This is a genomic window from Croceibacterium mercuriale, from assembly GCF_000802385.1.
Classification (GTDB): Bacteria; Pseudomonadota; Alphaproteobacteria; order Sphingomonadales; family Sphingomonadaceae; genus Croceibacterium; species Croceibacterium mercuriale.
In genome coordinates this window covers 1,606,203-1,631,058 of sequence record NZ_JTDN01000001.1, presented here as the reverse complement: position 1 = coordinate 1,631,058, position 24,856 = coordinate 1,606,203, and the positions used below count along the sequence as shown (strand labels likewise).

Sequence of the window (24,856 nt, the reverse complement as noted above, 5' to 3'; positions counted from 1 at the left end):
GGATGCGTCGGCTGCTGCCCTTGCTGCTGCTGCTCGCCGGGTGCGCCCCGGCGGCCGGGCAGCGGGGCGGCGGCATCGTGTCGCTGAACCCGTGTTCGGACCAGCTGCTGCTGGCGCTGGTGCCGGCGGAGCGGATTGCGGCGATCAGCCATTATTCGCAGGCGGCGGGCGCCACCTCCATGCCGCTGGACGTGGCCCGCCGGTTCCGCACCACCGGCGGGACGGCGGAGGAGGTGATCGCGCTGGCGCCCGACCTGGTCGTCGCCACCAGCTACACGCCGCCCGCCACCCGCGCCGCGTTCGAGCGGGCGGGCTTGCGGACGCTGTATCTGGATTCACCGACCACGATTGCCGGCAGCAAGGCGCAGGTGGCCGTACTGGCCGCTGCGGTTGGCGCTTCCGGGCAGGGCATGGCGATCAATGCCCGCATCGACCGGGCGTTGGCGGAGGCGCGCTGGACCGGTGCGCAGGTGCCGGCACTGCTGTACATCTCGGGCGATCTGGCGACGGGGGACGGCACCTTGCTGCACGAGATGATGCAAATGGCCGGCCTGCGGAACGCGGCGGCGGATTACGGGCTGGCGCTGACCGGCACGCTGCCGGTCGAAACCATCCTGGCGCACCCGCCGGCATTGATCCTGCGGCCCGATGCGGAGGGGCGCACGGCGGCGATCCGCCGGCGGCTGCTGGCGCGGACCGACGCCGGCACGCAGGAGGTCGCCTTCCCGCGTGAGCTGATCAATTGCGGCGGCCCGACGATCCCCGCGGCGCTGGCGCGGCTGGCGACGGTACGGCGGCAGGTGGCGCCATGAGGCGCACGCTGCTGCTCGTCGGGCTGTCCGTGCTGGTCACGGGTCTGTTCGTGGCATCGCTGATGGTGGGCAAGGCGGTGGTGCCGCTGTCCGCCTGGTGGTCGGATGATCCGCGCTGGGCCATCATCGCCGAACTGCGCCTGCCGCGCGCGGTGCTTGCGGTGCTGCTGGGCGGCTCGCTGGGGCTGTCGGGTGCGGTGATGCAGGGCTGGCTGCGCAATCCGCTGGCCGATCCGGGCGTGCTGGGTACGTCGGGTGCGGCGGCGCTGGGCGCGGTGGCGGCGATCGTGCTGGGCGGTGCGACGCAATGGGGCATCTTTGCCGCCGCCATGGCCTGCGCCGCCGGCGGGCTGGCGCTGCTGGCGGCGCTGACCTGGCGCGCGGAGACGCCGGCCGCTTTCGTGCTGGCGGGCACGGTTCTGGCCGGTCTGGCCGCGGCGCTGACCGCATTCCTGATCTCCATCGCGCCCGATCCGTACATCGTGGCTGCGGCGATCGACTGGCTGATGGGCGCCCTGACTGATCGGGGGGTGGAGGACCTGACCCATGCCGCACCATTCATGCTGGCGGGATGCGGCGTGCTGCTGGCGACCGGGCGCAGTCTGGATGCGCTGACGCTGGGGCCGGATGCGGCACGGTCGCTGGGGATCGGCCTGCCGCGACTGCAGGCGCAGGTCATCGCGGGTGCAGGCCTGTGTGTCGGCGCCGGTGTGGCGGTGACAGGGGTGGTCGGCTTCGTCGGGCTGGTGGTGCCGCACATGCTGCGGCCCGTGGCCGGCGCCCGGCCGGGCGCGCTGCTGGTGCCGAGCGCGCTGGGCGGGGCGGCGCTGGTGCTGGCGGCGGATGTGGTATGCCGGCTCGCGCCCGGTGCCGGCGAGGTGCGGCTGGGCGTGGCCATGGCGCTGATCGGCGCGCCGTACTTCCTGGTGCTGCTGCTGGGGGAGCGGGGGCGGTCATGGGCCTGACGATCGACAACCTGCATGTCGAGCTCGGCCGACGCGCAGTGCTGCGCGGGATCACGGCCAGCCTTGCGCCTGGCCGGGTGACGGCGGTGCTGGGGGCGAACGGCGCGGGCAAGTCCACCCTGCTGCGCGCCTGCGTCGCGCTGCTGCTGGCCAGCAGCGGACAGGTGATGCTGGACGGGCGCGACGTTGCGGTGCTGCCGCCCCGCGAGCGGGCAATGGCGCTCGGCTACCTGCCGCAGGATGCCGCGGTCCACTGGAACATGCTCGTGCGCGATCTGGTGAAGCTGGGCCGCCTGCCGCATGGCGATGCCGGCACCGCTGCGATCGCTGCGGCGCTGTCGGCGACCGACACGGCCGCGCTGGCCGACCGGCCGGTTCGCGCGCTGTCCGGCGGGGAGCGCGCCCGCGTGCTGCTGGCACGGGTGCTGGCGGGGGAGCCGCGCTGGCTGCTGGCGGACGAACCGCTCGCCAGCCTGGACCCGCTGCACCAGCTGGAAACCCTGGCGCTGCTGCGGGCTGCGGCAGGGCGCGGAATGGGCGTAGTGCTCGTGCTGCACGACCTGACGCTCGCCGCGCGGGTGGCCGATGATGTGCTGCTGCTGAAGGACGGCATGGCGCTTGCCGCCGGTCCGGTTGCGGAGGTGCTGACGGAGGCGAACCTGGCGGCGGCGTATGGCGTCAGGGTGGCAATCCTAGCACAGCCGGAGGGGCCGGTGATCGTGCCGCAGGCGGCCGCTTGAAAATATAAGCAAACACTTATATCCGGCCGGCATGGCCATCCTCAACTTTGCCCCGCCCGGTGCCCGCGAGGCATTGATCGCCGCCGCACAGGAACGCATCCTTATCACCGATGGCGCCTTCGGGACCGAGATCCAGAACTGGAAGCTGGGCGAGGGCGATTATGCCGGTACGCTGGCGCTGGGTCATGACCAGAAGGGCAACAACGACATCCTGGCGCTGACCAGGCCGGAAGTGCCCGAAAGCATCCATCGCGCCTATTTCGCCGCGGGCGCGGACATCGCAGAGACCAACACGTTTTCCGCCAACCGCATCAGCCAGGCCGATTACGGCGCGGAGAGTCTGGTGCGCGCGATCAATCACGAAAGCGCAGGCATGGCCCGGCGCATCGCGGACGAGTTCGCCGCACAGGACGGCCGGCGCCGGTTCGTGGCGGGCGCGATCGGGCCGACCAACAAGACCCTGTCGCTCAGCCCCGACGTCAACGATCCCGGCTATCGCGAGATCGACTTCGACCAGCTGAAGGATGTCTATCGCGAGCAGGCCGACGCGCTGATCGAAGGGGGCGCGGACTTCATCCTGATCGAGACGGTGTTCGACACGCTGAACGCCAAGTCGGCGATCATGGCCGCGCAGGAGGCGGCGGATGCGTTCGGCCGTGACGTGCCGATCATGCTGTCCATGACGCTGACCGACCTGTCCGGCCGCAACCTGTCGGGCCACACGGTGGAAGCGTTCTGGCACGCGGTGCGCCATGCGCGGCCAGTGACGATCGGGCTGAACTGTTCCTTCGGTGCTGAGCAGCTGCGCCCGCATGTTAAGGTGCTGAGCGATACCTGCGACACGCTGATCATGATCTACCCCAATGCCGGCCTGCCCAACGAGCTGGGCCAGTATGACGAGGCGCCAGCCACCACGGCAGCCTTGGTGGGGGAGTGGGCAGAGCAGGGACAGGTCAATATCCTGGGCGGCTGCTGCGGCTCCACGCCTGCTCATATCAAGGCGATCGCCGGCGCAGTCGCATCGCTGAAGCCGCGCGCGATCCCTGTGCCGCCGGTGCGGACCCGGCTGGCCGGCCTCGAACCCTTTTCGATGGCGTGACGATCATGACCGAACAGCTGTCCAGCGCGCGCTTCGTCAATATCGGCGAGCGGACCAACGTCACCGGATCGGCGGCGTTCAAGAAGCTGATCATGGCCGGCGATTACGAGGCCGCCGTTTCCGTCGCGCTGAGCCAGGTCGAGAATGGCGCGCAGATCATCGACGTCAACATGGACGAAGGCCTGCTGGACGCGGTCGAGGCCATGACCACCTTCCTGAAGCGGATCGCCGCCGAGCCCGATATCGCCCGGGTGCCGGTGATGATCGACAGCTCCAAGTGGGAGGTGATCGAGGCCGGGCTGAAATGCGTGTCTGGCAAGCCGATCGTGAATTCGATCAGCATGAAGGAAGGCGAGGACAGGTTCCTCGAACAGGCGCGCAAGTGCATGGCCTATGGCGCCGCCGTGGTGGTGATGGCCTTCGACGAGGCCGGCCAGGCGGACACGCAAGCCCGCAAGATCGAGATCTGCGAACGGGCCTACAAGCTGCTGGTCGGCATCGGCTTTCCGCCGGAAGACATCATCTTCGACGCCAACATCTTCGCGGTGGCGACGGGGATCGAGGAGCACAACAATTACGGTGTCGACTTCATCGAGGCGGTGAAGGAGATCCGCGCCCGCTGCCCCCATGTGCACTTCTCCGGCGGGCTGTCGAACCTGTCCTTCAGCTTCCGCGGCAACGAGCCGGTGCGCCGGGCGATGCACTCGATCTTCCTGTATCACGCCATTCCGGCGGGGCTGGACATGGCGATCGTCAATGCCGGGCAGCTGGACGTGTACGACCAGATCGACCCCGAGCTGCGCGAGGCGTGCGAGGATGTGATCCTCAACCGGCCGCAGCGCGATCCGGAGGAGACGCCGACCGACCGGCTGGTGCGGATCGCCGAGCGTTATCGCGGGCAGAAGGCGGGCGGTGTCGAGGACAAGAGCGCGCTGGAATGGCGCGGCTGGCCGGTGGAGAAACGGCTGGAGCATGCGCTGGTGCGCGGCATCGACGCCTTCGTGGTGGAGGACACCGAGGAGGCACGGCAGGCTGCGGTCAAGCCGATCGAGGTGATCGAGGGCCCGCTGATGGACGGAATGAACGTCGTCGGCGACCTGTTCGGATCGGGCAAGATGTTCCTGCCGCAGGTGGTGAAATCGGCCCGCGTGATGAAGAAGGCAGTGGCGCATCTGCTACCCTTTATCGAGGCGGCGAAGGAGCCGGGCGCCAAGGGCAAGGGCAAGATCGTGCTCGCGACCGTGAAGGGCGACGTCCACGATATCGGCAAGAACATCGTCGGCGTGGTCCTGCAGTGCAACGGGTTCGAGATCATCGACCTGGGCGTGATGGTGCCGTGGAAGGCGATCATCGATGCCGCCAATGACAACAAGGCCGACATGATCGGCCTGTCGGGCCTGATCACCCCCTCGCTGGACGAGATGGTGACGGTGGCGGAGGAGATGACGCGGGCGGGCATGACCATGCCGCTGCTGATCGGCGGCGCCACGACCAGCCGGGTGCATACGGCGCTCAGGATCGACCCCGCCTATGCCGGCGCTGTGGTGCATGTGCTGGATGCCAGCCGCGCGGTGGGGGTGTGCACCCAGCTGGTGTCGGACACGCAGGCAATCGACTTCGCCAGCCGGACCAAGGCGGAATATGACGACATCCGGGTCAAGCGCGCCAATGCCAGCGGATCGACGCTGGTCGCGCTGGAGCAGGCGCGTGCGAACGCGTTCGTCGCGGACATGGCGCTGAAGCCGGCTGCGCCGTTGCAGCCCGGCGTCCATCGCTATGATGCATGGGATCTGGCCGACCTGGCCGAGCTGATCGACTGGACGCCCTTCTTCCGGTCGTGGGAACTGGCCGGCAACTTCCCGGCGATCCTGGACGATGCGGTGGTCGGCGAGAGCGCGCGCAGCCTGTGGGCCGATGCGCAGACGATGCTGGCGCAGATCATCGAGGAAAAGTGGCTGACGCCCCGCGGTGTCGTGGGCCTGTGGCCGGCGCACCGGCATGGCGACGACATCTTCGTGCAACATCGCCACTCAGCCGACCATCGCAGCCCGGATGGTGCCAGCGTACCCGCCGGCCTGCGCGTACCCGACCTGGATCGCACCAACGAAGGCAGCACGCGGCTGGCCATGCTGCGGCAGCAGATCGCCAAGCGGGAAGGGCGCCCGAACATGTGCCTGGCCGACTTTGTCGATCCCGCGGGCGACTGGCTGGGCGGCTTCGCGGTGGCGATCCACGGCATCGACCCGCACCTTGCCCGCTTCCGCGCCGCGCATGACGATTATAACGACATCCTGCTGAAAGCCTTGGCCGACCGCTTCGCCGAAGCCTTCGCGGAGCGGCTGCACCAGCATGTCCGTGCCACGCTGTGGGGCTACGCACCGGACGAGCAGCTGACCAACGAGGCGCTGATCCGCGAGCAATATCGCGGCATCCGCCCGGCGCCCGGCTATCCTGCTTGCCCCGACCACACGCTCAAGCCGGAGCTGTTCGCCATGCTGGCGGATGATGGCGGTGACGTTGCCGGCATCATGCTGACGGAGAGCATGGCGATGCTGCCCACTGCGGCCGTCAGCGGCTTCTACTTCGGGCATCCGCAGGCGAGCTATTTCGGGGTCGCCCAGATCGGCATGGATCAGGTCACCGACTATGCCGCCCGTCGCGACCTGCCGGTGCAGGACGCGCAACGCTGGCTGCGGCCGAACCTACACTGACGCTGGTGCTGACCGGCTGCGCGCTGCTACGATCCTGTCATGCTTGATCGTCAGGTTCTACGGAATGTCGTGCCCGCCACCGGCTGGCTGCTGGGCGGGGCGTTGCTGGTGAGCGGCCCCGTCGCGCTGGCGCAGGACCGGCCTGACTGCGAGTACAAGATCTTCCAGTTTGCCGCCGATGCCATTCCACGGATCGACGGCCGCACGGATGACTGGGACCCAGTTGGCGGAGAGTACGCCATCGGCAGCGACAAGCTGAAAGTCACAGACGGCTCCGGCGAGAGCCCGGCTCCGGACAATCTGGACGTCCGCGTCCGCGTGGGCTGGGTCAAGGGACTGAACCGGCTCTACGTCCTGTATGAAGCGACCGACGATTACTGGGACTTCGCCGAGCGCGGCCTGCACAACGACACGTTCGAACTGGTGGTCGACGGCAACCGTTCCGGCGGGCCGCTGATTGCGCGGTTCCATCCCGATCTTGCGCCGGCCGGGACCGATCCGGCCTCCTCCGCCCGCTATGTCACGCCGGAGGAGGCCTGGCTCTCGTTCCAGAACATCCATGCCCAGAACTACCATATCTTCACCCCGGCGTTTCAGAAGGACTGGGCAATGGCATGGGGTCCGCAGGCACGCTGGATCAAGCGCCTGCCCTGGTCCAATATCGCCTACGACTACAGCTTCTCGCACGGGGAAGGCGGCAAGCTGGTGGCGGAGTTCTGGATCACGCCATTCGACCATGCTGATCCGTCCGGCTCCGACCGCTCCGTGGAAAGCGTGCTGGCGGAGAATGGCGTCGTCGGCATGGCCTGGGCGGTGATCGACTATGACGGGCTAAACACGCGGCGGAGACACTTCTGGAACTTGTCGCCCTTCCACACGATGTACGGCCAGGCGTCGCAGCTCTGTTCCTTCCGGCTGATGCCGATCGAGCCGGCCGCGCAGCAATCCGTGAGGGCCGACTGGTCGTTCACCATCCTCGACCAGCAGCGCCGGGCCGTCGCGTTCCAGGATCGGACGGCGGGAAGCGTCACCCGATGGGCATGGGATTTCGGCGACGGCACCAGCTCGACCGAGCAGCACCCGATCCACACCTACGCCGCGCCCGGCAACTTCGTCGTCACGCTGGAAGTGGACGGGCCGGATGGCCGTTCCGCCTTGACCAGGGTGTGGGATGTCTCGTTCAGCGGAGACCCGCAGAAGTGATGTCCGAATAGCGCGCTGACCCGCTTCCTTTCGCGCCCTCGTGCGTTGGGCTGGCGAGGAGAAGATCGTGAACGGATCGGACAGCAAGCGCGTCGTCATCACCGGCGCTTCCAGCGGGATCGGCGCGGCGACGGCGCAGGCATTTGCTGCGCAGGGTGCGCGGATCGTGCTGGCAGCGCGCAGCGAGGATGCGCTGGAGACCATTGCGGAGACCTGCCGCCAGCACGGCGCCCAGGTGCTGGTCCATCCGGTCGACGTGACCGATACGGAGGCGGTGGCCGGGCTGGCCCGCCGGGCGCAGGAATGGCTGGGCGCCATCGACCTGTGGTTCAGCAATGTCGGAATCGGAGTGGTCGGGAAGTTCCACGAGGTGCCGATCACCGATCATCACCGGGTGATCGAGGCAAACCTGATCGGCCATCTGAACGATGCTCACGCCGTGCTGCCGATCTTCATCGCACAGGGGCGCGGAACATTCGTGAACATGATTTCGGTAGGCGGGTTCGCGCCGGCCCCATGGGCCGCGGCCTATACGGCCAGCAAGTTCGGCCTGCGCGGCTTCAGCCAGGCGCTGCGCGGCGAAGTGGCGCCCTATCGCGACATCCACATCTGCGACGTATATCCGACCTTCGTCGACACGCCGGCCATCCGCCATGCCGGCAATTACACCGGTGGCAAGACATCTGTGCCGCCCGGCGTGCTGGATCCGCGGAGTGTCGCCAAGGCGGTCGTGCGGCTCGCTGATCATCCGCATGACACGACGGCGGTTGGCGCCCCGGCGTTCGCCATGAAGCTGGCGCAACTGGCACCCGGCCTGACGGCCAGCAGCATGAACCGGTTCATGGGCCGCTATTTCGCGAAGGCTGATCCGGCGCCAGCTACGTCCGGCAACCTGTTCGCGCCGCCGATCGATGACGGACAGGTCGATGGCGGCTTCCGCCGGGCGGAGCAGCGGGCCGCGGCGGCCGGGATTGCCGGCGTGCTGACCCTTGCAATCGTGGCCGGCGGCGTGCTGCTGAGCCGGCGGAACGACAGGCGGTAGCACCTTCTCCCCGCGCCTCAGCGGCACGGCCCCGCGGACACGCCCTGCCGGGTCTGCGCGATCGGTCGCATCAGCCCGTTCTCGTCATAGGTGATCCGCTCCGCCGCCACCGAACGACGAAACTCCGAGCCGGGCTTGCCGTCGATCGTCAGCCTGCCGTTGTGATAGATGAAGTACCAGTCGCCCTTGAATTCCTCGATCCCGGCATGGATCGTGAAGCTGTTCTCTGCCTCCCCTGTCAGCTCGCCACGGTAGGTCCACGGGCCGGCCATGGATGATGCCGTGGCGTAGGAGATGCGCTCGTTCTTCTGCTCCGGCTCCTTGATGGAGGCGTAGGTCAGGTAATACAGGTTGCCGCGCTTGTGCAGCCAAGGGCCTTCCAGATAGTTGGTCAGCTCCAGTTCCTGTGGCGGGCCGTCCAGCTCGATCATGTTGGGCTTCAGCCTGGCCAGATACAGGTTGGAATTGCCCCAGGCGATCCAGGCGGTGCCATCATCATCGACCAGCACGGTCGGGTCGATCTCGCTCCAGGTGCGCCAGGTATCCTTGTTGTCGAGCACCAGGGCGGATCCGCGCGCATCGGTGAACGGCCCCAACGGGCTGTTGCCCACCGCGACCCCGATCGCCTTGCCGCCATGCGGCTTCTGATGCTGCACGGTGGTGTAGAAGTAGAACCTGCCGTCCTTCTCCACCATTTCCGACGCCCATGCCTCGCCGGTAGACCAAGCGAAATCGGTCGGCTTCATGAAGGCGCCGTGGTCGGTCCAGGTCCGCATGTCGGTGGTGGAATAGGCGACCCACTCGTCGATCCGGAAATTATCCTCGCCATTGTCGTGCCCGGCATAGATGTACATCCGGTCGCCCACCGTCAGCGGGGCCGGGTCGGCGGTCCAGCGATTGCGGAACAGCGGATTGCAGCCGTCGGCTGCGGCCAGGGCCCCGGTTGTGGCCCCTTCCGGTAGCGGCATGGCGCAGCCGGCGGCCAGCAGCGTCGCCAGGGCGCAGGTTGCGAACAGGATCGAACGGGGATGGATCACGGGCAACTCTCCTGAATGGTCTGCTTTTGTCGGACATTGCCGATCAGGAGGCGCGCTGTCGAGCCGGTGCTCAACCCCGATGATGGTAGAAGTCGTACACGACCTGCGCCACCGCCGCACTGACGCCGGGTGCGCGTTGCAGATCCTCCAGCCCGGCGGCGCGGACCTTGCCGGCAGTGCCGAAGTGCAGAAGCAGCGCGCGCTTGCGCGCCGGGCCGATGCCGGGGATCTCGTCCAGCGGGCTGGCGGTGATGGCGCGGCTGCGCTTCTCCCGATGGGCGCCGATGACGTAGCGGTGGACCTCGTCCCGCAGGCGCTGGAGGTAGAACAGCAGCGGCGAGTTGACCGGCAGCATTTTTTCCCGGCCATCGGGGAAGTGGAACACCTCGCGCCCGTCGCGCCCGTGATGCGGCCCCTTGGCGATGGCGATCAGCGGCACATCCTCGATCCCCAGCTCCTCCAGCGTATCGCGCACGCTGGACATCTGCCCCTTTCCGCCGTCGATCAGCACCAGGTCCGGCCACATGCCGCCGTCGCGGTCCGGATCCTCTTCCAGTGCACGGGCGAAGCGCCGGCCCATCACCTCGCGCATCATGGCGAAATCATCGTTGGTCTGTGCGGTGCGGATGTTGAACTTGCGGTACTGGTTCTTGATGAAACCCGCAGGACCGGCCACGATCATCGCACCCACGGCCTTGCTGCCCTGGATATGACTGTTGTCGTAGACCTCGATACGTTGCGGCACATCGCCCAGCTCCAGGAACTCGGCCAGCTCCGTCATCAGCCTTGCCTGCGTGCCGCTCTCCGCCATGCGGCGGTCGAGCGCTTCCTCCGCATTGCGGCGTGCCTGTTCCAGCAGCCGACGGCGGTCACCACGCTGGGGGATGCTGATCTCGACCCGGCGGCCGGCGAGGGCGCAGAACGCTTCTTCCAGCAGGGCGCGGTCAGGCAGTTCGCGGTCCACCAGGATGGTCGGTGGTGGCGGCACCTCCTCGTAGAATTGCGCCAGCACGCGGGCGAGCACCTCTTCCTCGCTCACCTCGGCCGTATGGGTGGGGAAGAAGGCGCGGTGGCCCCAGTTCTGCCCGCCGCGGATGAAGAAGCCCTGCAGGCCGACATGGCCGCCCTTGCTGGCCAGCGCGAACACATCGGCATCGCCGACGCCGCCGGCATTGATCGCCTGCGCGCCCTGGATGAAGGTCGCCGCGCGCAGCCGGTCGCGCAGCATGGCGGCGCGCTCATAGTCCAGCGCCTCCGCCGCCGCGGCCATCTGCACCTCGATCTTCTTCTGCACCGCGCCCGAACGGCCGCCCAGGAAGTCCTTCGCCTCCTGGATCAGCTCGCGATAGCCTTCCTTGTCGATGCGACCCACGCACGGGGCGGAGCAGCGCTTGATCTGGTACAGCAGGCAAGGGCGGTCGCGCCGGGCGAAGAAGCTGTCGGTGCAGCTGCGCAGCAGGAACAGCTTCTGCAGCGCGTTGATGGTCGTGTTGACCGAACCGGCGCTGGCGAAGGGGCCGTAATACTGCCCCTGCATCTTGCGCGCGCCGCGATGCTTCTGGATGCGCGGGAAATCGTGCCCGGCGCGCAGCAGGATGAAGGGGAAGCTTTTGTCGTCGCGCAGCAGCACGTTGTAGGGCGGACGGAACCGCTTGATCAGCTGCGCTTCCAGCAGCAGCGCGTCCGCTTCCGACGCGGTGGTGACGATCTCCATGCTGCGTGTCTGGCCGACCATGCGGCGCAGGCGGTTGGAAAGGCGGGCGATCTGCGTGTAGTTGGCGACGCGGTTCTTCAGCGCGCGCGCCTTGCCGACATACAGCACCTCCCCCCGCGCATCCAGCATCCGGTACACGCCGGGGCTGGGCTTCAGCGTGCGCACGGTTTCGCGAATGGCGGCGACACCCGCGTCCAGGTCGGGCTGGGCGGAGGCGACGGTATAGGCGGCGCGCTCCTCGTTGAAGCGGGAGGAACCGCGGGGATCGTGGGGGGTACCGGCAGGCGTACGCGACATGGTCAGGCAGATAGGGCCTGCCGCCCCGGCATGGAAGCCGGAGCGGCATGACTATCGCACAATCAAAACAGCTTGCGCAGCTCGATCTCGAACCGGCGACCGACCGCATCCTGAAGGAAGGGCTGGTACCGGATCGGCACCACGCCGGCTTCGTCCGTCACCCGGCGGCGGGCATCGAAGATGTTGTCGATGCTGAACGACACGCGCACGTTCTCCAGCAGCGGCACCCGCTGGGTCAGCGTGCCGCGCTCGTTCATGTTGACGAAGGTCCGCAGGCTGAACGTGGCAAGGTCGCCGAAGCGCAGGTCCGTGCCGCCCGGCCGGATGCTGCCGTTCAGGTCGCTGGCACTGATATATTGCCCCTGAAGCGAGGCGCCAAGGCCGCGATAGAACAGGCCGCCGCGCAGCTGGACCCGGTGGCGGGACTCGGGATCACTCGTCAGAGCATCGCCATTCAGCAGATCGAGCACCGGACCACCTTCCGAAATCAGCGCCTCGTTCTCCAGCTCGTAGCGATAATCCAGATTGAGGTTCCAACGCCCCTGGCCGTTGCCGCCACCGCCGAACGGGTTGCCCCCGCGACCGCTACCGGGGCCACCGCCAGGGCCGCCGCGGGGCGCACCACCGGCAGGACCGCCCGTCTGCGGCGTCGCGCCGCCGGCCGCCGCCGGGCGCGGCTGTTCCCGTTCGTCCCGCTCGCTGTCGGATGGGGGCGGGGCGCCTGCACCCGGCGCCGAAGTTTGCCCGCCCGCACCCGATGACCGGCCGAACGGGGCCTCCCGGCTGCAGAAACGCTCGCGGAAGGTCTGCAGGCGCTCGGGTGCGATCTGGCCGTCCGGCCCGCGCAGCCGCTGCTGCAAACCTTCGGGCAGGACGGTGAGGTCGGCCGCGCCGCTGACCGCCGGATCGCTGCTGCAGAAGGTCTGGCGGAAGGCAGCCATCTGGTCGCGCTGTTCCGGCGTCAGATCGGCGCCGAAGCCGCCTCCGCGACGACCCGGCCCGCCGGGCCCACCGCTCTGGCCAGAGGAAGGCGTACGTCCGGGCGCGGCTGTCCCGCCCGAAGTGCCGCCGCCGGGACGCAGGGCGGAACGGAGCGGATCCCGCGACTCACGCGCCGCCTGCTGTTCCGGCGTGAACGGATCGCCCAGCGGACCGGTCAGGTTCAGGCCCACGCGGATGCGGCTGGATTTCTGCTGGGCGAAGGTGACAGGCCGCTGATCGACCGACACCAGCCGGCCGTCGGCATCGCGGCTCACTCGGCGGGGGAAGGCCGCCTCGATCGTGGGGGTCAGCACGGGGAAGCCCTGCGCCACATCCTCGGACTGCGTGTTTACGTATTCCAGCTCGATGTTGGAACGCTCGAGGAACGGCAGCTGCCAGTTGACCCCGACGTTCCAGTCGCTCTGCTGCTGTTCCGGCAACGTCGGATTGCCGCCGCTGATGATGGTCGCCAGCACGGTCTGCCCGGTGTTGAAGTCGAAGATCGACACGTTCGGCGTCTCGATCGTCGGGTTGCCCAGCTGCGCCAGGGACGGTGCCTGTTCCCGCCCGACGCGCGTGGCGCGGAAGGTCAGCGTGTCGGTCACGCCCCAGATCAGCCCGGCCGACCAGTCGGTCAGCGTGCCGAAGTCCGACAGGTGATCGACCCCGCCGGTCAGGTTCAGCGACAGGTTGCCGACATCCGCCAGGAAGTCGTCGCGCACGCTGGTCAGCGGGATGCTGACGCTGATCCCGCCATTGACGTTGCCGCGCGTCAGCTGCGCCCGCTGAGTGGCGGAGCGGGTGTCCTCCCGCGTCAGGCGCGTCCAGTCGTACCCGGCATCCAGCGTCACCGACAGGTCGCCCGCGGGCAGCAGCAGCGGCCGGCCATTGGCGGTGATCTTGCTGGAGAGGGTGTCGGTGGTGCTGTCCGCCCGGTCCAGGCCGGCGTCGGGCAATTGTCCCAGATCGCCGGTGATCGGCAGCGTACCCGCCGCCGCCGCCGCGACCAGCCCGGAGGTATCCGCCCTGCGCGCGGTCAGCGTGCGCTGATCCTGCCGACTGGCATCGACGGTGCCGGTCAGCTGCCAGTCCGCCACCGTCGCGTTCAGCGCGCTGGCGACGGAATAGGTGGTGGTGCGCCGGTCGACCGTACGCGGATCTTCCGCGCCCAGCACGCGCAGGGCGGTGATCCCGCCCGGATCGGTCAGCGTGACGGTGTCGAGACCCTGCAGGCTGAACGAATCGTCCCGCTCCACCGTGCCGTTCAGGCTGAGCGAGGTGCCGGCATCGTCCAGCGATGTGGTCCAGTTGACCGTGCCTTCCAGGCCGGCCGTGTCGCTGACCAGGCTGCGATAGCGTGCCTGATCGGGATCACCGGGCAGGCCCACGCTGCCCACCGCCTGCAACACGCCGCGTTCCGCTTCGGTCAGGATGCTGCCGTTTTCCCACCGCAGGTTCAGGTTGAACCGGCTGGGCCCGCTGATCCGCAGCAGGGTCGCCTCGACCTCCTGCGTGGAGAAGCCGCCATCCCACGGCTGGCCATATTCCGCCTCGATCTCGCGGCTGGCATAATTGGCCTTCAGGATGATGTTCACCACCCGCTGATCGGCGGAGTAGCCATATTTCTGGGCGACGGATTCGGGGAACACCTCCACCTTCTCGATCGCCTCGGGCGGGTAGCTGCGCAGTTCGCGGAAGCTGGCAATGCGCACGCCGTTGACTAGGATCACCGGCCGGCCGTCACCGCGGCCGCTGCCGCTGGTGACTTGCGGGGCGAGCAGCTCGAGCAGTTCGTCGATGGAGCCGGCGCCATAGCTGGCGATGTCCTCTTCCCCCAGTTCCAGCAGCGGGGCTTCCGCCGCATCCACCTGGCCGCGCAGGGAGCGGGCGAAGACGATGATCTCGTTCGCCGCCTCGTCCACCACAGCTTCGCCCGGCACGGCCTGCTCGTCCGGCTGTGTGGTCTCCTGTGCGAAGGCCGGGCCGGCGGGCGTCAGGGCCAGCGCAGCGCCCGCCAGCGTGGCGGACAGGGTCAGGAAACTAGGCGGCAGGTGGCGCAATGTCGTCAATCCTCATGATTCTGGTCCCAGCCCCTGTCGCGGCTTGTTGCGGCAATGGCTTGCCCCGGCAAGCCGCACCCGGTATCAAAATGTCGCACCTGTTGCCGGGATGTCTCAGCGTGCCTTTCGGCAGGCTTCCCTTTTATGCGGCCAGTCGCTATGTGCCCGGCCATGACCAACAACAGAATCGCAGCCTGAGCCCGCATGGCGAAGGAAGAACTGCTGGAAATGCGCGGGCGGGTGGTGGAACTGCTGCCGAACGCCATGTTCCGCGTCGAACTGGAAAATGGCCACGAAGTGCTGGGACACACGGCGGGCCGCATGCGGAAGAACCGCATCCGGGTGCTGGTCGGGGATGAGGTGCTGTGCGAGCTGACGCCGTACGACCTGACCAAGGCGCGCATTACCTATCGCTTCATGCCGGGACGCGGCGGACCTGGCCCGTCCTGAGAGCTGTTCCGTGGCCGAGGTGCCCGATGCTGCCGGGGCCAGTGCCGCATCGGCCACTACCCCTACGCTGATTCTGGCCTCCGCCAGCCCGCGCCGCCGCGAGTTGCTGGCGCGGCTGGACGTGACGCCGCTGCGTATAGCGGCAGCCGATATCGACGAGACGCCGCAGGCCGGCGAACTGCCGCGCCCGCATGCCGCGAGGCTGGCCCGCGGCAAGGCACTCGCCCTGGCGGCGGACGGCGCGGCCGATCGTGCGCATGTGCTGGCCGGCGACACGGTGGTTGCCGTCGGCCGCCGCATCCTGCCCAAGGCAGAGGATGCCGACACCGCCGCAGCTTGCCTGCGCCTGCTGTCCGGCCGGCGACACCGCGTATTTTCCGCCATTGCCCTGCTGTCACCCGACGGCACCTTGCGGGAACGGATCAGCGAGACCCAGCTGCGCTTCAAGCCACTGACCGATGGCGAGATCGCCGCCTATGTCGCCAGCGGCGAGTGGAAGGGCAAGGCCGGGGGCTATGGCATCCAGGGCCGAGCCGAGGCGCTCGTCGCGTGGATGGCCGGCAGCCATTCGGGCGTGATCGGCCTGCCTTTGTTCGAGACGCGCGCACTGCTGAAGGCCGCAGGGTTCCCGCTTGGCTGAATGGCTGGTCGAGAGCGGGATTGCCGATGAACGGGCGATCCTGTGGGATGGCAGCGAGGCACTCGCCGCCGCCTGGCAATGGAGTGGCGGGCTGCAGGCCGGACTGGTGGCCGATGCCGTCCTGCTCCATCGGGCCAGAGGTGCCACGCGCGGCACGGCGCGCTTTGCCGGTGGTGAGCAAGCGCTGGTCGATCGCCTGCCCGCCGATGCGATCGAGGGCGGACCGATCCGCCTGGAAGTAACCCGCCCCGCCATCGGCGAGCGCGGCCGCACGAAGCTGGCGCGTGCACGACCGACCGATCACCCGCTTGTCGCGCCTTCCTTGATCCGGCAGCTTGGCGGCCGATCGGTGCACCGCCTGCCAGCCGGTGCGTGGGACGATGTCATGGGCGAGGCCTTTGCCGGCGAGGTGGGCTTTGCCGGTGGATCCCTGGTACTGCACGCGACACCCGCCATGGTGCTGGTCGACGTGGATGGTCCCGCCGCGCCGCTGACCTTGGCCGAGGCGGCAATTATGCCTCTGGCAGCGACATTGCGACGGCTGGATCTCGGGGGCTCCGTGGGGATCGACATGCCGACGCTCGCCCGAAAGGCCGACCGGCGCGCGATCGATGCGGCGCTGGAGGGGGCTCTGGCCGACTGGCCGCATGAACGCACCGCGATGAACGGCTTCGGCTTCGTACAGGTGGTGTCTCGCCTCTCACGCGTGTCGCTGCTTCATCGCGCGCAATTGCAGCCCGCGGAGAGCGCCGCCCGCTGGCTGCTGCGGCAGGGGGAAGTGGCGGCGGAGGGGGGTATTGCCGGCGGAGTGGTGGCGCTGACCTGCCATCCACGGGTCGCGGACCGCCTGCGGCCGGACTGGCTGACCGAGCTGGCGCGGCGCACCGGGCGGGACGTGCGGGTGATGCCCGACATGCAGCTTGCCATCGGCGCGCCGCATGCCCAGATCATGGCACGATGACGACCCTTCGCCGATGCCCCATCTGCGCCAAGCCGCGCAGCGAGACCCACGCGCCATTCTGCTCCACCCGCTGCCGCGATCGTGACCTCGCGCTGTGGTTCAACGAAGGCTATACCGTGCCTGGCCGCCCGGCCACGCCGGAGGATATCGCGGAGGAAGGTCAGGGCTGAAAAGGCGCTTGCCAAGCGGGGATCGCTCCGCCATAGCGCCGCCTCCAACGCCGGTCCGGTGCTCCTGAGAGTGTCGTTTCCGACCGGCATGGCACCTGTCGCGGCCTTCAGTTCGCGCCAATGCCCGGGTAGCTCAGTTGGTAGAGCATGCGACTGAAAATCGCAGTGTCGGCGGTTCGAATCCGTCCCCGGGCACCACCTTCCCTTGCCGATAATACGTTGCGGGCGATCAGCCCGTCAGCACCCGCGCAATGTTCACGAACTCGGCCACGCTCAGCGTCTCCGCCCGACGCTGCGGCTCGATGCCGAGCTGCTCCAGCGCCGCCAGCGCGCCGGGCATGCCCTTCAGGCTCTGGCGCAGCATCTTGCGTCGCTGACCGAAAGCGGCGGCAGTCAGGCGTTCCAGCACCTTGGCCTTCACGCCCGCGGGCTGCTCCGTCGGGATCACGTGGACGATGGCGCTCATCACTTTTGGAGGCGGGGTGAACGCGCTGCGATGGACCTTCAGCGCCAGCCTGGGCGTGCTGCGCCACTGCGCCAGCACGGCCAGCCGGCCATAGGCGTCGGTATCCGGCTGCGCGACGATGCGCTGCGCGACCTCCTGCTGGAACATCAATGTCAGGCTGGTCCAGCGCGGCGGCCATGTCTCGCCACCCAGCCAGCCGGTGAATAGCGGTGTGCCGACGTTGTAGGGCAGGTTGGCCAGGATGGCGTAGGGCTCGCCCAGCAGGGCGTCATGGTCGATGGTCGTGGCGTCGCCTTCCACCACGGTCAGCTTGCCGGGGAAGGCTTCGGCGAGTTGTGCCAGTGCGGGCACGCAGCGGCGATCCATCTCGATCGCGGTGACGCGCGCCCCGGCGCGCAGCGCGGCGCGGGTCAGGCCGCCGGGACCGGGTCCGATCTCCAGCACGGCCCGGTCCGTCAGGTCGCCGACGATGGCGGCGATGCGCGACAGCAGCTGTTCGTCGAGCAGGAAGTTCTGCCCCAGTGCCTTGGTGGCGCTGAGGCCATGGGCGGCGATCACTTCACGCAGCGGTGGCAGGATAGTCATGCCTGCGCCCGCCGGGTGGCCAGTTGCGCGGCCATGCGGATCGCGGCGAAGGTGGCGCCGGGATCGGCCTGGTTCCGCCCGGCGATACCGAAAGCGGTGCCATGATCGGGCGAAGTGCGGACCACAGGCAGACCGAGCGTGACATTCACGCCCTGGTCGAAGTCCAGCGCCTTCAGCGGGATCAGCGCCTGATCGTGATACATGGCGATCGCCACATCGTAGGTGGCGCGGGCCCGCGGGGTGAACAGCGCATCGGCCGGGTGCGGGCCGGTCGCGTCCCAGCCGGCGGCGCGCAGGGCAGCGATGGCCGGGGCGATAATACGGATCTCCTCGTCCCCCATGCGGCCGTCCTCCCCCGCATGTGGGTTGAGGCCGCAGATGGCGAGGCGGGGCGCGGCGATGCCGAAATCACGCTGCATCGCCCAGGCCACGATCGTGGCGCGGCGTTCGATCAGCGCAACCGAAAGGAGGGCCGGCACGCTGGAAAGCGCGCAATGCACCGTCAGCGGCACCGTGCGCAGGGCAGGGCCGGCCAGCATCATCACCGCATCGTCGGCGGCCACGCCGCAGGCATGAGCCACGAATTCGGTCTGCCCGGGAAAGGCGAAGCCGACCTGCGCCAGTTCGGCCTTGGCAATCGGGCCGGTCACCAGCGCGGCGGCAGTCTGCCGGGTGACCAGCGCCGTCGCCTGCTCCAGCGATGCCAGCGCCAGCCGTGCCCCGGCAGCATCGGGCTGTCCGGGCCGGTAGTCCCCGTCCAGTTCGCCCAGCACGGGCAATGCATCGGCGAAGCACCAAGCGGCCTGCGCAGGATCCGTGATGGTCGCGACCGGCAGCCTGATCCCGCGGGTGGCTGCTGCCGCAACCAGCAGCCGGGCACCGCCGACCACGAAGAAGGGTGGCAGGTCGGCCGCCTGCCGCTCGGCCCAGCAGGCGGCGATCAGTTCCGGGCCGATCCCCGCCGGATCGCCTAGCGACAGTGCAAGTGCCAGCACCTAGTTGTATTCGACCACCGCATCGCGCCGCAGGTCGCGCAGGTAGCGCTGGGCGCGGCGGTTGACACGCTCGTCCTCCATCTGCCGCATCAGCTGGTCACGGCTGGGACCGCTGGCGACCTGCGGATCATCACGGCCGCACAGCATCAGCACGCGCACGCCGTCCTCCAGCGAGCCGAAGGGCGGGGTGCTCTCCCCGACATTAAGGTTGAGCAGCGTGCCCTGCAGCGCTTCCGGCAGCGAGCGGACCGTGATGTCGTCATTGGTGACGATCTCGGCACCCAGCTTCACGGCCGCGGCATCCGCCTCGCCGCATCCGCGGATGGCGGCCACACCCTCGGCAAAGGCCGCCGCGCGGCGCTGTGCCTCCTCCTGCGAGGTGCCGGGTGCGAAGTCGATCGCGATCTGCTTCAGGCTGACCACCGCATCCCGCGGATCGGCCATGCCGACCTGGCGCTTGTCGATCAGGTACAGGATGGAAAAGCCGCCGGGGATCTCCACCGGACCGACCAACTGGCCAGGGGTCAGTTCGCGCGCGGCCTGTTCCAGCTGCGGGTTCTGCAGCTGTGCCAGCTGGATCCAGCCGAGATCACCGCCCACCGCCGCGGTCGAGGCTTGCGAATACTGCCGCGCATAGGCGATGAAGCTGCCGCCGCCGCGCAGCTGTTCCATGATCTGTGCGGCCTGCTGTGCCTTTTCGGCCCGGTTGGTGGAGTTGGCCGCCAGGAAGATCTCACCGATGCGGTATTCGTCCGTGCCCTTGTTCGCCTGGATCCGCTCGTAGCTTTCGCCGACCTCTTCCTGCGAGACATTGACGAAGGGTTCCACGTTGCGGCGCAGCAGTCGGTCCCATGCCAGCTCGCCCTGGATCTGCCGCTTCAGCGACGCAGGGGAGGAGCCGATCGAGGTGAGATAGGTGGTCATCCCCTCGATCGTGCGGCCGAAGCGTTCTGTCGCCAGCTGGTTGTAGGTCTGGTCGACCTCCTCCGGCGTCACGGGGATCTCCTGCAGTTCCGCTTCCTGGATCTGCAGCGTCTCGTCGATCAGGTTGCGCAACACCTGCAGTCGCAGCCGCTGCTCCTCCTCCGGCGAGATCTGGCTGGACTGGTTGGCGGCCAGGATCAGCGCAACACGGTGGTCCACGTCGGTCCCGGTGATGATCGTGCCGTTGACCCGCGCCGTGGCACGCCGCTTGTTCGGATCGGCCCGGGTCATCAGCTGCACATCCGCCGGGATGTTCAGGATGTCATCTGCTGACGCGGCACCGGCCGGTGCGGCCTCCTGCGCCCGTACGGGGCCGAAGGCAGGTGTTACCAGCAGCGCGGCGGCCAGGGCTGGAGTGCCCACGCGGTTCCACCACGCATCGCGCCGCTGCAGTCTGCCGAAAGTTCCGATCACGCACATATCCTTGAAAACACGAAAGCGGGTCGCGGCAGATGGCAAACGGCGGCTGAACCGCAGATGATCCTCGCCAGGCGCCTGCTTTCTGCCGTAGCGGCTCGGCCGCGCCCTGCCAACAGCACGCCGATCCGTCAGCGGAAGTTGAGATTGCGCAGGGCGAAGTGGAAGCGGAAGCTGCTGCCTTCCTGCGCGTCTGCGATGGAGATGTAGTCGCGCCGCCAGGTGAAGCCCAGTTCGAGGCAATCATCGGCATAGGCGAACCCCAGCCGCGTCCGTACCGGCGAGAACCCGTCGGACTCGTTCAGCGGATCTTCCTGCCGATCCGTCAGGTTGACCACGGCGGAACCGAAGATGGACCAGTACCGGGCGAAGGCGACACGGCCGGCGGCACGGACCTCTTCACGGTCGCGCAGATCCTCGAACCCCGGGTCCAGGTTGCGGTTGAGCCGCAGATAGCCCAGTTCCAGATAGGTCCGGTCGGAGCCGATCGCGGCGTCGATCTCGTTGCGGCGGATGCCGAGGCTGTCCTTGTCCAGCCGGAAACGGTGGGTGAGGCGCAGGAAGTTGCGATATTGCACATTCACCCGGCCCACATAGTCGGAGAATTCCGAGGAGAGGCCGGTGCCATCGGGGAACAGCGCCAGCTTGTCCGTCAGCCGGTAGGACTGGCCGACGGTGCCGGAGATCCGCCAACCGGGCAGGTCCAGCTGGTAATCTGCGCCGTAGGTCAGGCGTACGCCATCCTCCACCCGGTCATAGCCCGGGAAGCGGTTGAGCGAGAACAGGTTGCTGTTGTCCAGCTCGAAGGCGCGCGAATCCTCGTTGGGGATGTCGGTGTTCTTCACGTCCGGGCTGCCGGCGAGCTGGACGCGCGGGGTCAGCACCTGCGTGCCCCCGAGGAACTCGCCGGCAAGCGGCCACTTCAGATCCACCGCGCCGATGGCGATCCCGCGCCCGTGCCAGCCTTCCGCGCCGCGGTAGGGCAGGGTGGCGGTCAGTTCCGACTGGTTCGTGTGGTATACGTCGCCCCGCACCAGGGCGGAAAAGGTCAGTTCCTGGCCCCAGCTGGTAATGGACCGGCGGGTCCAGCGGGCGCTGGTGAAGGCGCGCTGCGTGTCCTGTCCTTCGCTGCGGGTCAGCGCCAGCGTGTTGGCCTGCAACTGCACCGTGCCGCCGGCCACCGGATCGGCCAGGTTCAACCGGTAATCCATCGCCGGCAGCGCCAGCGGCACCTGCCCCTGATCGCCCTGCACCAGCAGCAACTGGGTCGCCCAGCCGGCCAGCGAGAAATAGGACCGGTCGCCGATCCGTTCGGCCGCGATGGTGGAGCGCAGGCGATCGTCGCGGCTGATGTCGTAGCGCCGCAGGAAGGTGCGGTCGCTGGCCAGCCGCAGCGATCCGGTCAGCGACCAGGCGGGGTCCAGCTGGATGCGACCATTGGCGAACAGATAGCCGCGCAGGCCGTCCTTCTCCTGCCCCGTCTCTTGCGCACCGAGCGGAATGCGCGCGCCCTGCGTGGCGTAGCCGGTGATCTGGTAGGCGCCGTTCTGCGTCAGCTGGCGGTACTGGGCGGAGATCATCGGCTTGGCACCGGTGAATACCGTGCCGGTGACCGCCAGGTCGCGGTTGGTGGCCAGGCGCCAGTAATAGCCCGCACTGGCCTCCAGCCCGTTGGCCGGGGTGTAGCCCACATTGGGGATCAGCACGCCATTGTTGGCTGAACCATCGGTGTTGAAGGTATAGCCCGGCAGAGGCAGGAGGCGCCGGCCGAACAGTTCGAACCAGGCACCTTCGAATCGTACGCTGCGATCCTCCGCATCGTAGAACACGCGGCTGGCGGTGATGCGCCAGCTTGGCTGGTCGGGGCAGCCCTCGGCCGTCTCGACCTGGCACCCGGAGTAGACCGCCCGCTCCAGCGCGATGTCGCCATTGTCGCTGCGGCGACCTTCCGTCGCCGCCAGGCGCCCGCCGGCATTGAAGGCCAGCAGCAGGTTGCTCATCGCACCGGCGCGCAACTCGTCCGTCAGTTCCAGCCGGTCGGTGAACAGCTGGTTGCCGTCCCGGTCCACGAAGCGGACATCACCCGTCGCGACGATCTGGCCGGAGGTGCGATCCCAGTTGACGGCATCGGCCCGCACCGACTGGTCGCCCTGCCGCAGGATGACGTCGCCGCTGGCGGTGACGGTCTCGCCTTCGCTGTCATATTCCACGCCGGTCGCCTCGAACGCGATCGGTTCGTCGGTAATGGGCGAAGGGGCCGGAGCCGGCGTTTCGGCGGGGTCGGGCGTGTCCTGCCCCAGCAGCTCGTCACGCCCCAGGCGCGGGGGTACGCTGCCGTCCTGCGCATGGGCAAGCAGCGGAAGAAATGCGATGGCTGCGCAGGTCGCCAGAGCAGCCAGCCGGACGGGCTGCAAGCGGGAAAGCGCGGCTTGCAACCTGTGGGTCTGGCCGGGGAGCATGGCTTGCCTATCGCACCGCCCGTCCTTAACTGCAACGGCAGCATTTCATCAGCGGCCAACGTCCTGTCGCATGTCCTTGTCGAGCGAGGGCGCGACGGTGAAGGTGGTCGCCACCCCCCTGATCGGAGACAGCATGCAGATCGAGTTCAGCCCCACCACTCCCACCAGCACCGCGCCGGTCGCCACGATCGTCGCACAGGACCAGCTGCCGCAAGGGCTGGAGCCGGTGCTGGTCGAAGGGGCCCGGGCGGCGCGCTTCACCGGCAAGGCGGGGCAGCTGTTCGAAGGGTTCGTGGAGCGCGAAGGCGTGGTGCGGCGGGTGGTGCTGGCCGGCGCCGGCACCGCCGGGACGGAGCGGCCCGCGGCGCTGGAGCGCGCCGGCGGCGGGCTGACCGCCCGGTTCCTGACCGGCGGGACGGAGCAGCTGGTGCTGGACGCCACCGGGTTGCAGGCCGGCGAGGTCGCGCATGTGCTGACCGGGCTGACCCTGCGCGCCTGGCGGCATGACGTCTACCGCACCCGGCTGAAGGACGAGCAGAAGGTGTCCCTGAAGCACGTCATCGTGACCAACGCGGCGCAGGGTGCGGAGGCGGCATGGACCGAGGCGGCGGCGCTGGTGGAAGGCGTGAACTTCACCCGCGAGCTGGTCGCGGAACCGGCCAACGTGATCTACCCCGAAACCTTCGTGGAGCGGTGCCGCGCGCGGTTCGAAGGAACCGGCGCGGAGCTGGTGGTGCTGGACGAGGCCGAGATGGCGGCCCTGGGCATGGGCGCGCTGCTGGGCGTGAGCCAGGGTTCGCGGCGCGAGGCGCGGCTGCTGGCGATCCGCTGGAACGGCGGAGCCGATGGCGCAGCGCCGATGGCCTTCGTCGGCAAGGGCGTGACATTCGACACCGGCGGCATCTCCATCAAGCCGGCGGCCGGCATGGAGGACATGAAGTGGGACATGGGCGGCGCCGGCGCCGTGGCCGGGGCGATGCTGGCGCTGGCGAAGCGCCGAGCCAAGGCCAACGTGATCGGCGTGGTCGGCCTGGTGGAAAACATGCCGGACGGCAATGCGCAGCGCCCGGGCGATGTGGTCACCAGCATGAACGGCCAGACGATCGAGGTCATCAACACCGATGCCGAGGGGCGGCTGGTGCTGTGCGACGTGCTGACCTGGGTGCAGCGCGAGCACAAGCCGACCGCCATCGTCGATCTGGCGACGCTGACCGGCGCGATGATCATTGCGCTGGGGCATGAGCATGGCGGCGTGTTCAGCAACAATGACGGGCTGGCGGCGGCGCTGCTGCAGTCCGGCCTGGACAGCGGCGACAAGCTGTGGCGCTTCCCGCTGGCGCCGGCCTACGACAAGCTGATCGACAGTCCGATTGCCGACATCCGCAATGTGGGCCCGCGTGGCGCCGGATCGATCACTGCGGCGCAGTTCCTGCAGCGCTTCATCGAGAACGACACGCCGTGGGCACATCTCGACATTGCCGGCATGGTCTGGTCGGACAAGGCGGGCGCGACCTGGGACAAGGGCGCCACCGGTTTCGGCGTGCGGCTGTTGGACCAGTATGTCCGCACGCAGCTGGAGGGCTGAGGGCACCCCGTGCGGGTCGGCTTCTATCTGTCGGCGACCCAGCCGGTCGAGCGCGTGCTGCCGCAGGTGGCACGCGCGGCCGTGCGCGCCGGTCAGCGGATGCTGGTGGTGGGCGATACGCCGCTGCTCGCCCGGCTGGACCAGGCGCTGTGGGACAGCGCACCCGACGCGTTCCTGGCGCACGGCGATGCCGCGCACCCCCATGCGGCGCGTCAGCCCATCCTCCTTTCCGCCGAATGCCGCGCGCCCAATGGTGCGCAATTGCTGGCACTGGCGGACGGGCAGTGGCGCGATGACGCACTGGCGTTCGAGCGCGCGCTGCTGTTCTTCGACGAAGGCGGCCGCGATGCCTCGCGCGCATTATGGCGCGACCTGAAGCGGCGCGAGGGCGTGATGCTGGAGTTCCACGAGCATGATGGCACGCGCTGGAACAGTCGCAGCTAGGCAGGCTTGCCGCATGCCCAGCGTGCCGCTAGGGCGCGC

20 protein-coding genes and 1 tRNA gene are annotated in these 24,856 nt (G+C 68.6%); 14 read left to right on the top strand and 7 right to left on the bottom strand.

All coding sequences use genetic code 11. The features are described 5' to 3' along the window. The first annotated feature begins 2 nt into the window (after positions 1 to 2). Genes PK98_RS07510 through PK98_RS07480 form a run of 7 tightly spaced genes read left to right on the top strand, consistent with a single transcriptional unit; the run spans position 3 to position 8,572 of the window. A complete protein-coding gene (locus tag PK98_RS07510) occupies positions 3 to 812 on the top strand; it encodes an ABC transporter substrate-binding protein (protein WP_039095458.1) in 810 nt (269 codons plus the stop codon). Further along, entirely contained in the window at positions 809 to 1,777 is a 969-nt protein-coding gene (locus PK98_RS07505; RefSeq protein ID WP_039096428.1) for a FecCD family ABC transporter permease, read from the top strand. The genes PK98_RS07510 and PK98_RS07505 overlap by 4 nt, the downstream gene beginning before the upstream one ends. Continuing rightward, positions 1,768 to 2,517 (top strand): ABC transporter ATP-binding protein, encoded by a 750-nt coding sequence (locus PK98_RS07500; protein ID WP_039095456.1) that lies wholly within the window; start codon positions 1,768 to 1,770, stop codon positions 2,515 to 2,517. The genes PK98_RS07505 and PK98_RS07500 overlap by 10 nt, the downstream gene beginning before the upstream one ends. A gap of 31 nt (positions 2,518 to 2,548) precedes the next feature. Continuing rightward, positions 2,549 to 3,616 carry a homocysteine S-methyltransferase family protein gene (locus PK98_RS07495; RefSeq protein WP_039095454.1) on the top strand — a complete coding sequence of 356 codons (1,068 nt, stop codon included), beginning with the start codon at positions 2,549 to 2,551 and terminating at the stop codon, positions 3,614 to 3,616. 5 nt (positions 3,617 to 3,621) lie between these two features. Beyond that, entirely contained in the window at positions 3,622 to 6,327 is a 2,706-nt protein-coding gene (gene metH / locus PK98_RS07490; protein ID WP_039096427.1) for a methionine synthase, read from the top strand. A 39-nt stretch (positions 6,328 to 6,366) separates the two neighbouring features. Next, positions 6,367 to 7,530 carry a PKD domain-containing protein gene (locus tag PK98_RS07485; RefSeq protein ID WP_081996078.1) on the top strand — a complete coding sequence of 388 codons (1,164 nt, stop codon included), beginning with the start codon at positions 6,367 to 6,369 and terminating at the stop codon, positions 7,528 to 7,530. Between the two features lie 40 nt (positions 7,531 to 7,570). Beyond that, positions 7,571 to 8,572: an SDR family oxidoreductase gene (locus tag PK98_RS07480; RefSeq protein WP_235425426.1), complete on the top strand. Its 1,002-nt coding sequence runs from the start codon at positions 7,571 to 7,573 to the stop codon at positions 8,570 to 8,572. 17 nt (positions 8,573 to 8,589) lie between these two features. Here the strand turns inward: PK98_RS07480 and PK98_RS07475 are convergent, their stop codons facing one another. The 3 genes from PK98_RS07475 to PK98_RS07465 all read right to left on the bottom strand — a co-directional run bounded on the left by PK98_RS07475 (position 8,590) and on the right by PK98_RS07465 (position 14,661). Continuing rightward, positions 8,590 to 9,609, bottom strand: coding sequence for a family 43 glycosylhydrolase (locus PK98_RS07475; RefSeq protein WP_235425425.1), 1,020 nt, complete (start codon positions 9,607 to 9,609; stop codon positions 8,590 to 8,592). Between the two features lie 70 nt (positions 9,610 to 9,679). Then, positions 9,680 to 11,620 carry an excinuclease ABC subunit UvrC gene (uvrC, locus tag PK98_RS07470; RefSeq protein WP_039095451.1) on the bottom strand — a complete coding sequence of 647 codons (1,941 nt, stop codon included), beginning with the start codon at positions 11,618 to 11,620 and terminating at the stop codon, positions 9,680 to 9,682. 62 nt (positions 11,621 to 11,682) lie between these two features. Beyond that, positions 11,683 to 14,661, bottom strand: coding sequence for a TonB-dependent receptor plug domain-containing protein (locus tag PK98_RS07465; protein WP_052208181.1), 2,979 nt, complete (start codon positions 14,659 to 14,661; stop codon positions 11,683 to 11,685). Positions 14,662 to 14,865: 204 nt separating this feature from the next. Here PK98_RS07465 and infA point away from each other — a divergent pair, with 204 nt between their 5' ends. The 5 genes from infA to PK98_RS07445 all read left to right on the top strand — a co-directional run bounded on the left by infA (position 14,866) and on the right by PK98_RS07445 (position 17,080). Further along, positions 14,866 to 15,111, top strand: a complete 246-nt coding sequence (gene infA / locus PK98_RS07460) for a translation initiation factor IF-1 (RefSeq protein WP_039095449.1) — start codon at positions 14,866 to 14,868, stop codon at positions 15,109 to 15,111. Positions 15,112 to 15,130: 19 nt separating this feature from the next. Continuing rightward, on the top strand, positions 15,131 to 15,751 hold the full coding sequence (locus tag PK98_RS07455) for a Maf family protein (RefSeq protein WP_039096418.1): 621 nt from the start codon (positions 15,131 to 15,133) through the stop codon (positions 15,749 to 15,751). Next, positions 15,744 to 16,712, top strand: coding sequence for a hypothetical protein (locus PK98_RS07450; protein WP_039095447.1), 969 nt, complete (start codon positions 15,744 to 15,746; stop codon positions 16,710 to 16,712). Before PK98_RS07455 ends, PK98_RS07450 begins: the two co-directional genes overlap by 8 nt. After that, on the top strand, positions 16,709 to 16,882 hold the full coding sequence (locus PK98_RS16320; RefSeq protein ID WP_081996077.1) for a DNA gyrase inhibitor YacG: 174 nt from the start codon (positions 16,709 to 16,711) through the stop codon (positions 16,880 to 16,882). The genes PK98_RS07450 and PK98_RS16320 overlap by 4 nt, the downstream gene beginning before the upstream one ends. Positions 16,883 to 17,004: 122 nt before the next feature. Further along, positions 17,005 to 17,080, top strand: a tRNA-Phe gene (locus PK98_RS07445). Between the two features lie 31 nt (positions 17,081 to 17,111). On the opposite strand, the gene rsmA is transcribed toward PK98_RS07445, so the two are convergent. The 4 genes from rsmA to PK98_RS07425 form a co-directional block, all read right to left on the bottom strand. Continuing rightward, positions 17,112 to 17,933 carry a 16S rRNA (adenine(1518)-N(6)/adenine(1519)-N(6))-dimethyltransferase RsmA gene (rsmA, locus tag PK98_RS07440; RefSeq protein ID WP_039095445.1) on the bottom strand — a complete coding sequence of 274 codons (822 nt, stop codon included), beginning with the start codon at positions 17,931 to 17,933 and terminating at the stop codon, positions 17,112 to 17,114. After that, positions 17,930 to 18,928 carry a 4-hydroxythreonine-4-phosphate dehydrogenase PdxA gene (gene pdxA / locus PK98_RS07435; protein WP_039095444.1) on the bottom strand — a complete coding sequence of 333 codons (999 nt, stop codon included), beginning with the start codon at positions 18,926 to 18,928 and terminating at the stop codon, positions 17,930 to 17,932. Before pdxA ends, rsmA begins: the two co-directional genes overlap by 4 nt. Further along, on the bottom strand, positions 18,929 to 20,323 hold the full coding sequence (locus PK98_RS07430; RefSeq protein WP_235425472.1) for a peptidylprolyl isomerase: 1,395 nt from the start codon (positions 20,321 to 20,323) through the stop codon (positions 18,929 to 18,931). 137 nt (positions 20,324 to 20,460) lie between these two features. Beyond that, on the bottom strand, positions 20,461 to 22,743 hold the full coding sequence (locus tag PK98_RS07425) for an LPS-assembly protein LptD (RefSeq protein ID WP_326998655.1): 2,283 nt from the start codon (positions 22,741 to 22,743) through the stop codon (positions 20,461 to 20,463). Positions 22,744 to 22,921: 178 nt separating this feature from the next. Between PK98_RS07425 and PK98_RS07420 the strand changes: the two genes are divergently transcribed. Next, positions 22,922 to 24,373 carry a leucyl aminopeptidase gene (locus tag PK98_RS07420; RefSeq protein ID WP_039096414.1) on the top strand — a complete coding sequence of 484 codons (1,452 nt, stop codon included), beginning with the start codon at positions 22,922 to 22,924 and terminating at the stop codon, positions 24,371 to 24,373. A 9-nt stretch (positions 24,374 to 24,382) separates the two neighbouring features. After that, positions 24,383 to 24,817 carry a DNA polymerase III subunit chi gene (locus tag PK98_RS07415; protein WP_039095440.1) on the top strand — a complete coding sequence of 145 codons (435 nt, stop codon included), beginning with the start codon at positions 24,383 to 24,385 and terminating at the stop codon, positions 24,815 to 24,817. Positions 24,818 to 24,856: the final 39 nt, after the last annotated feature.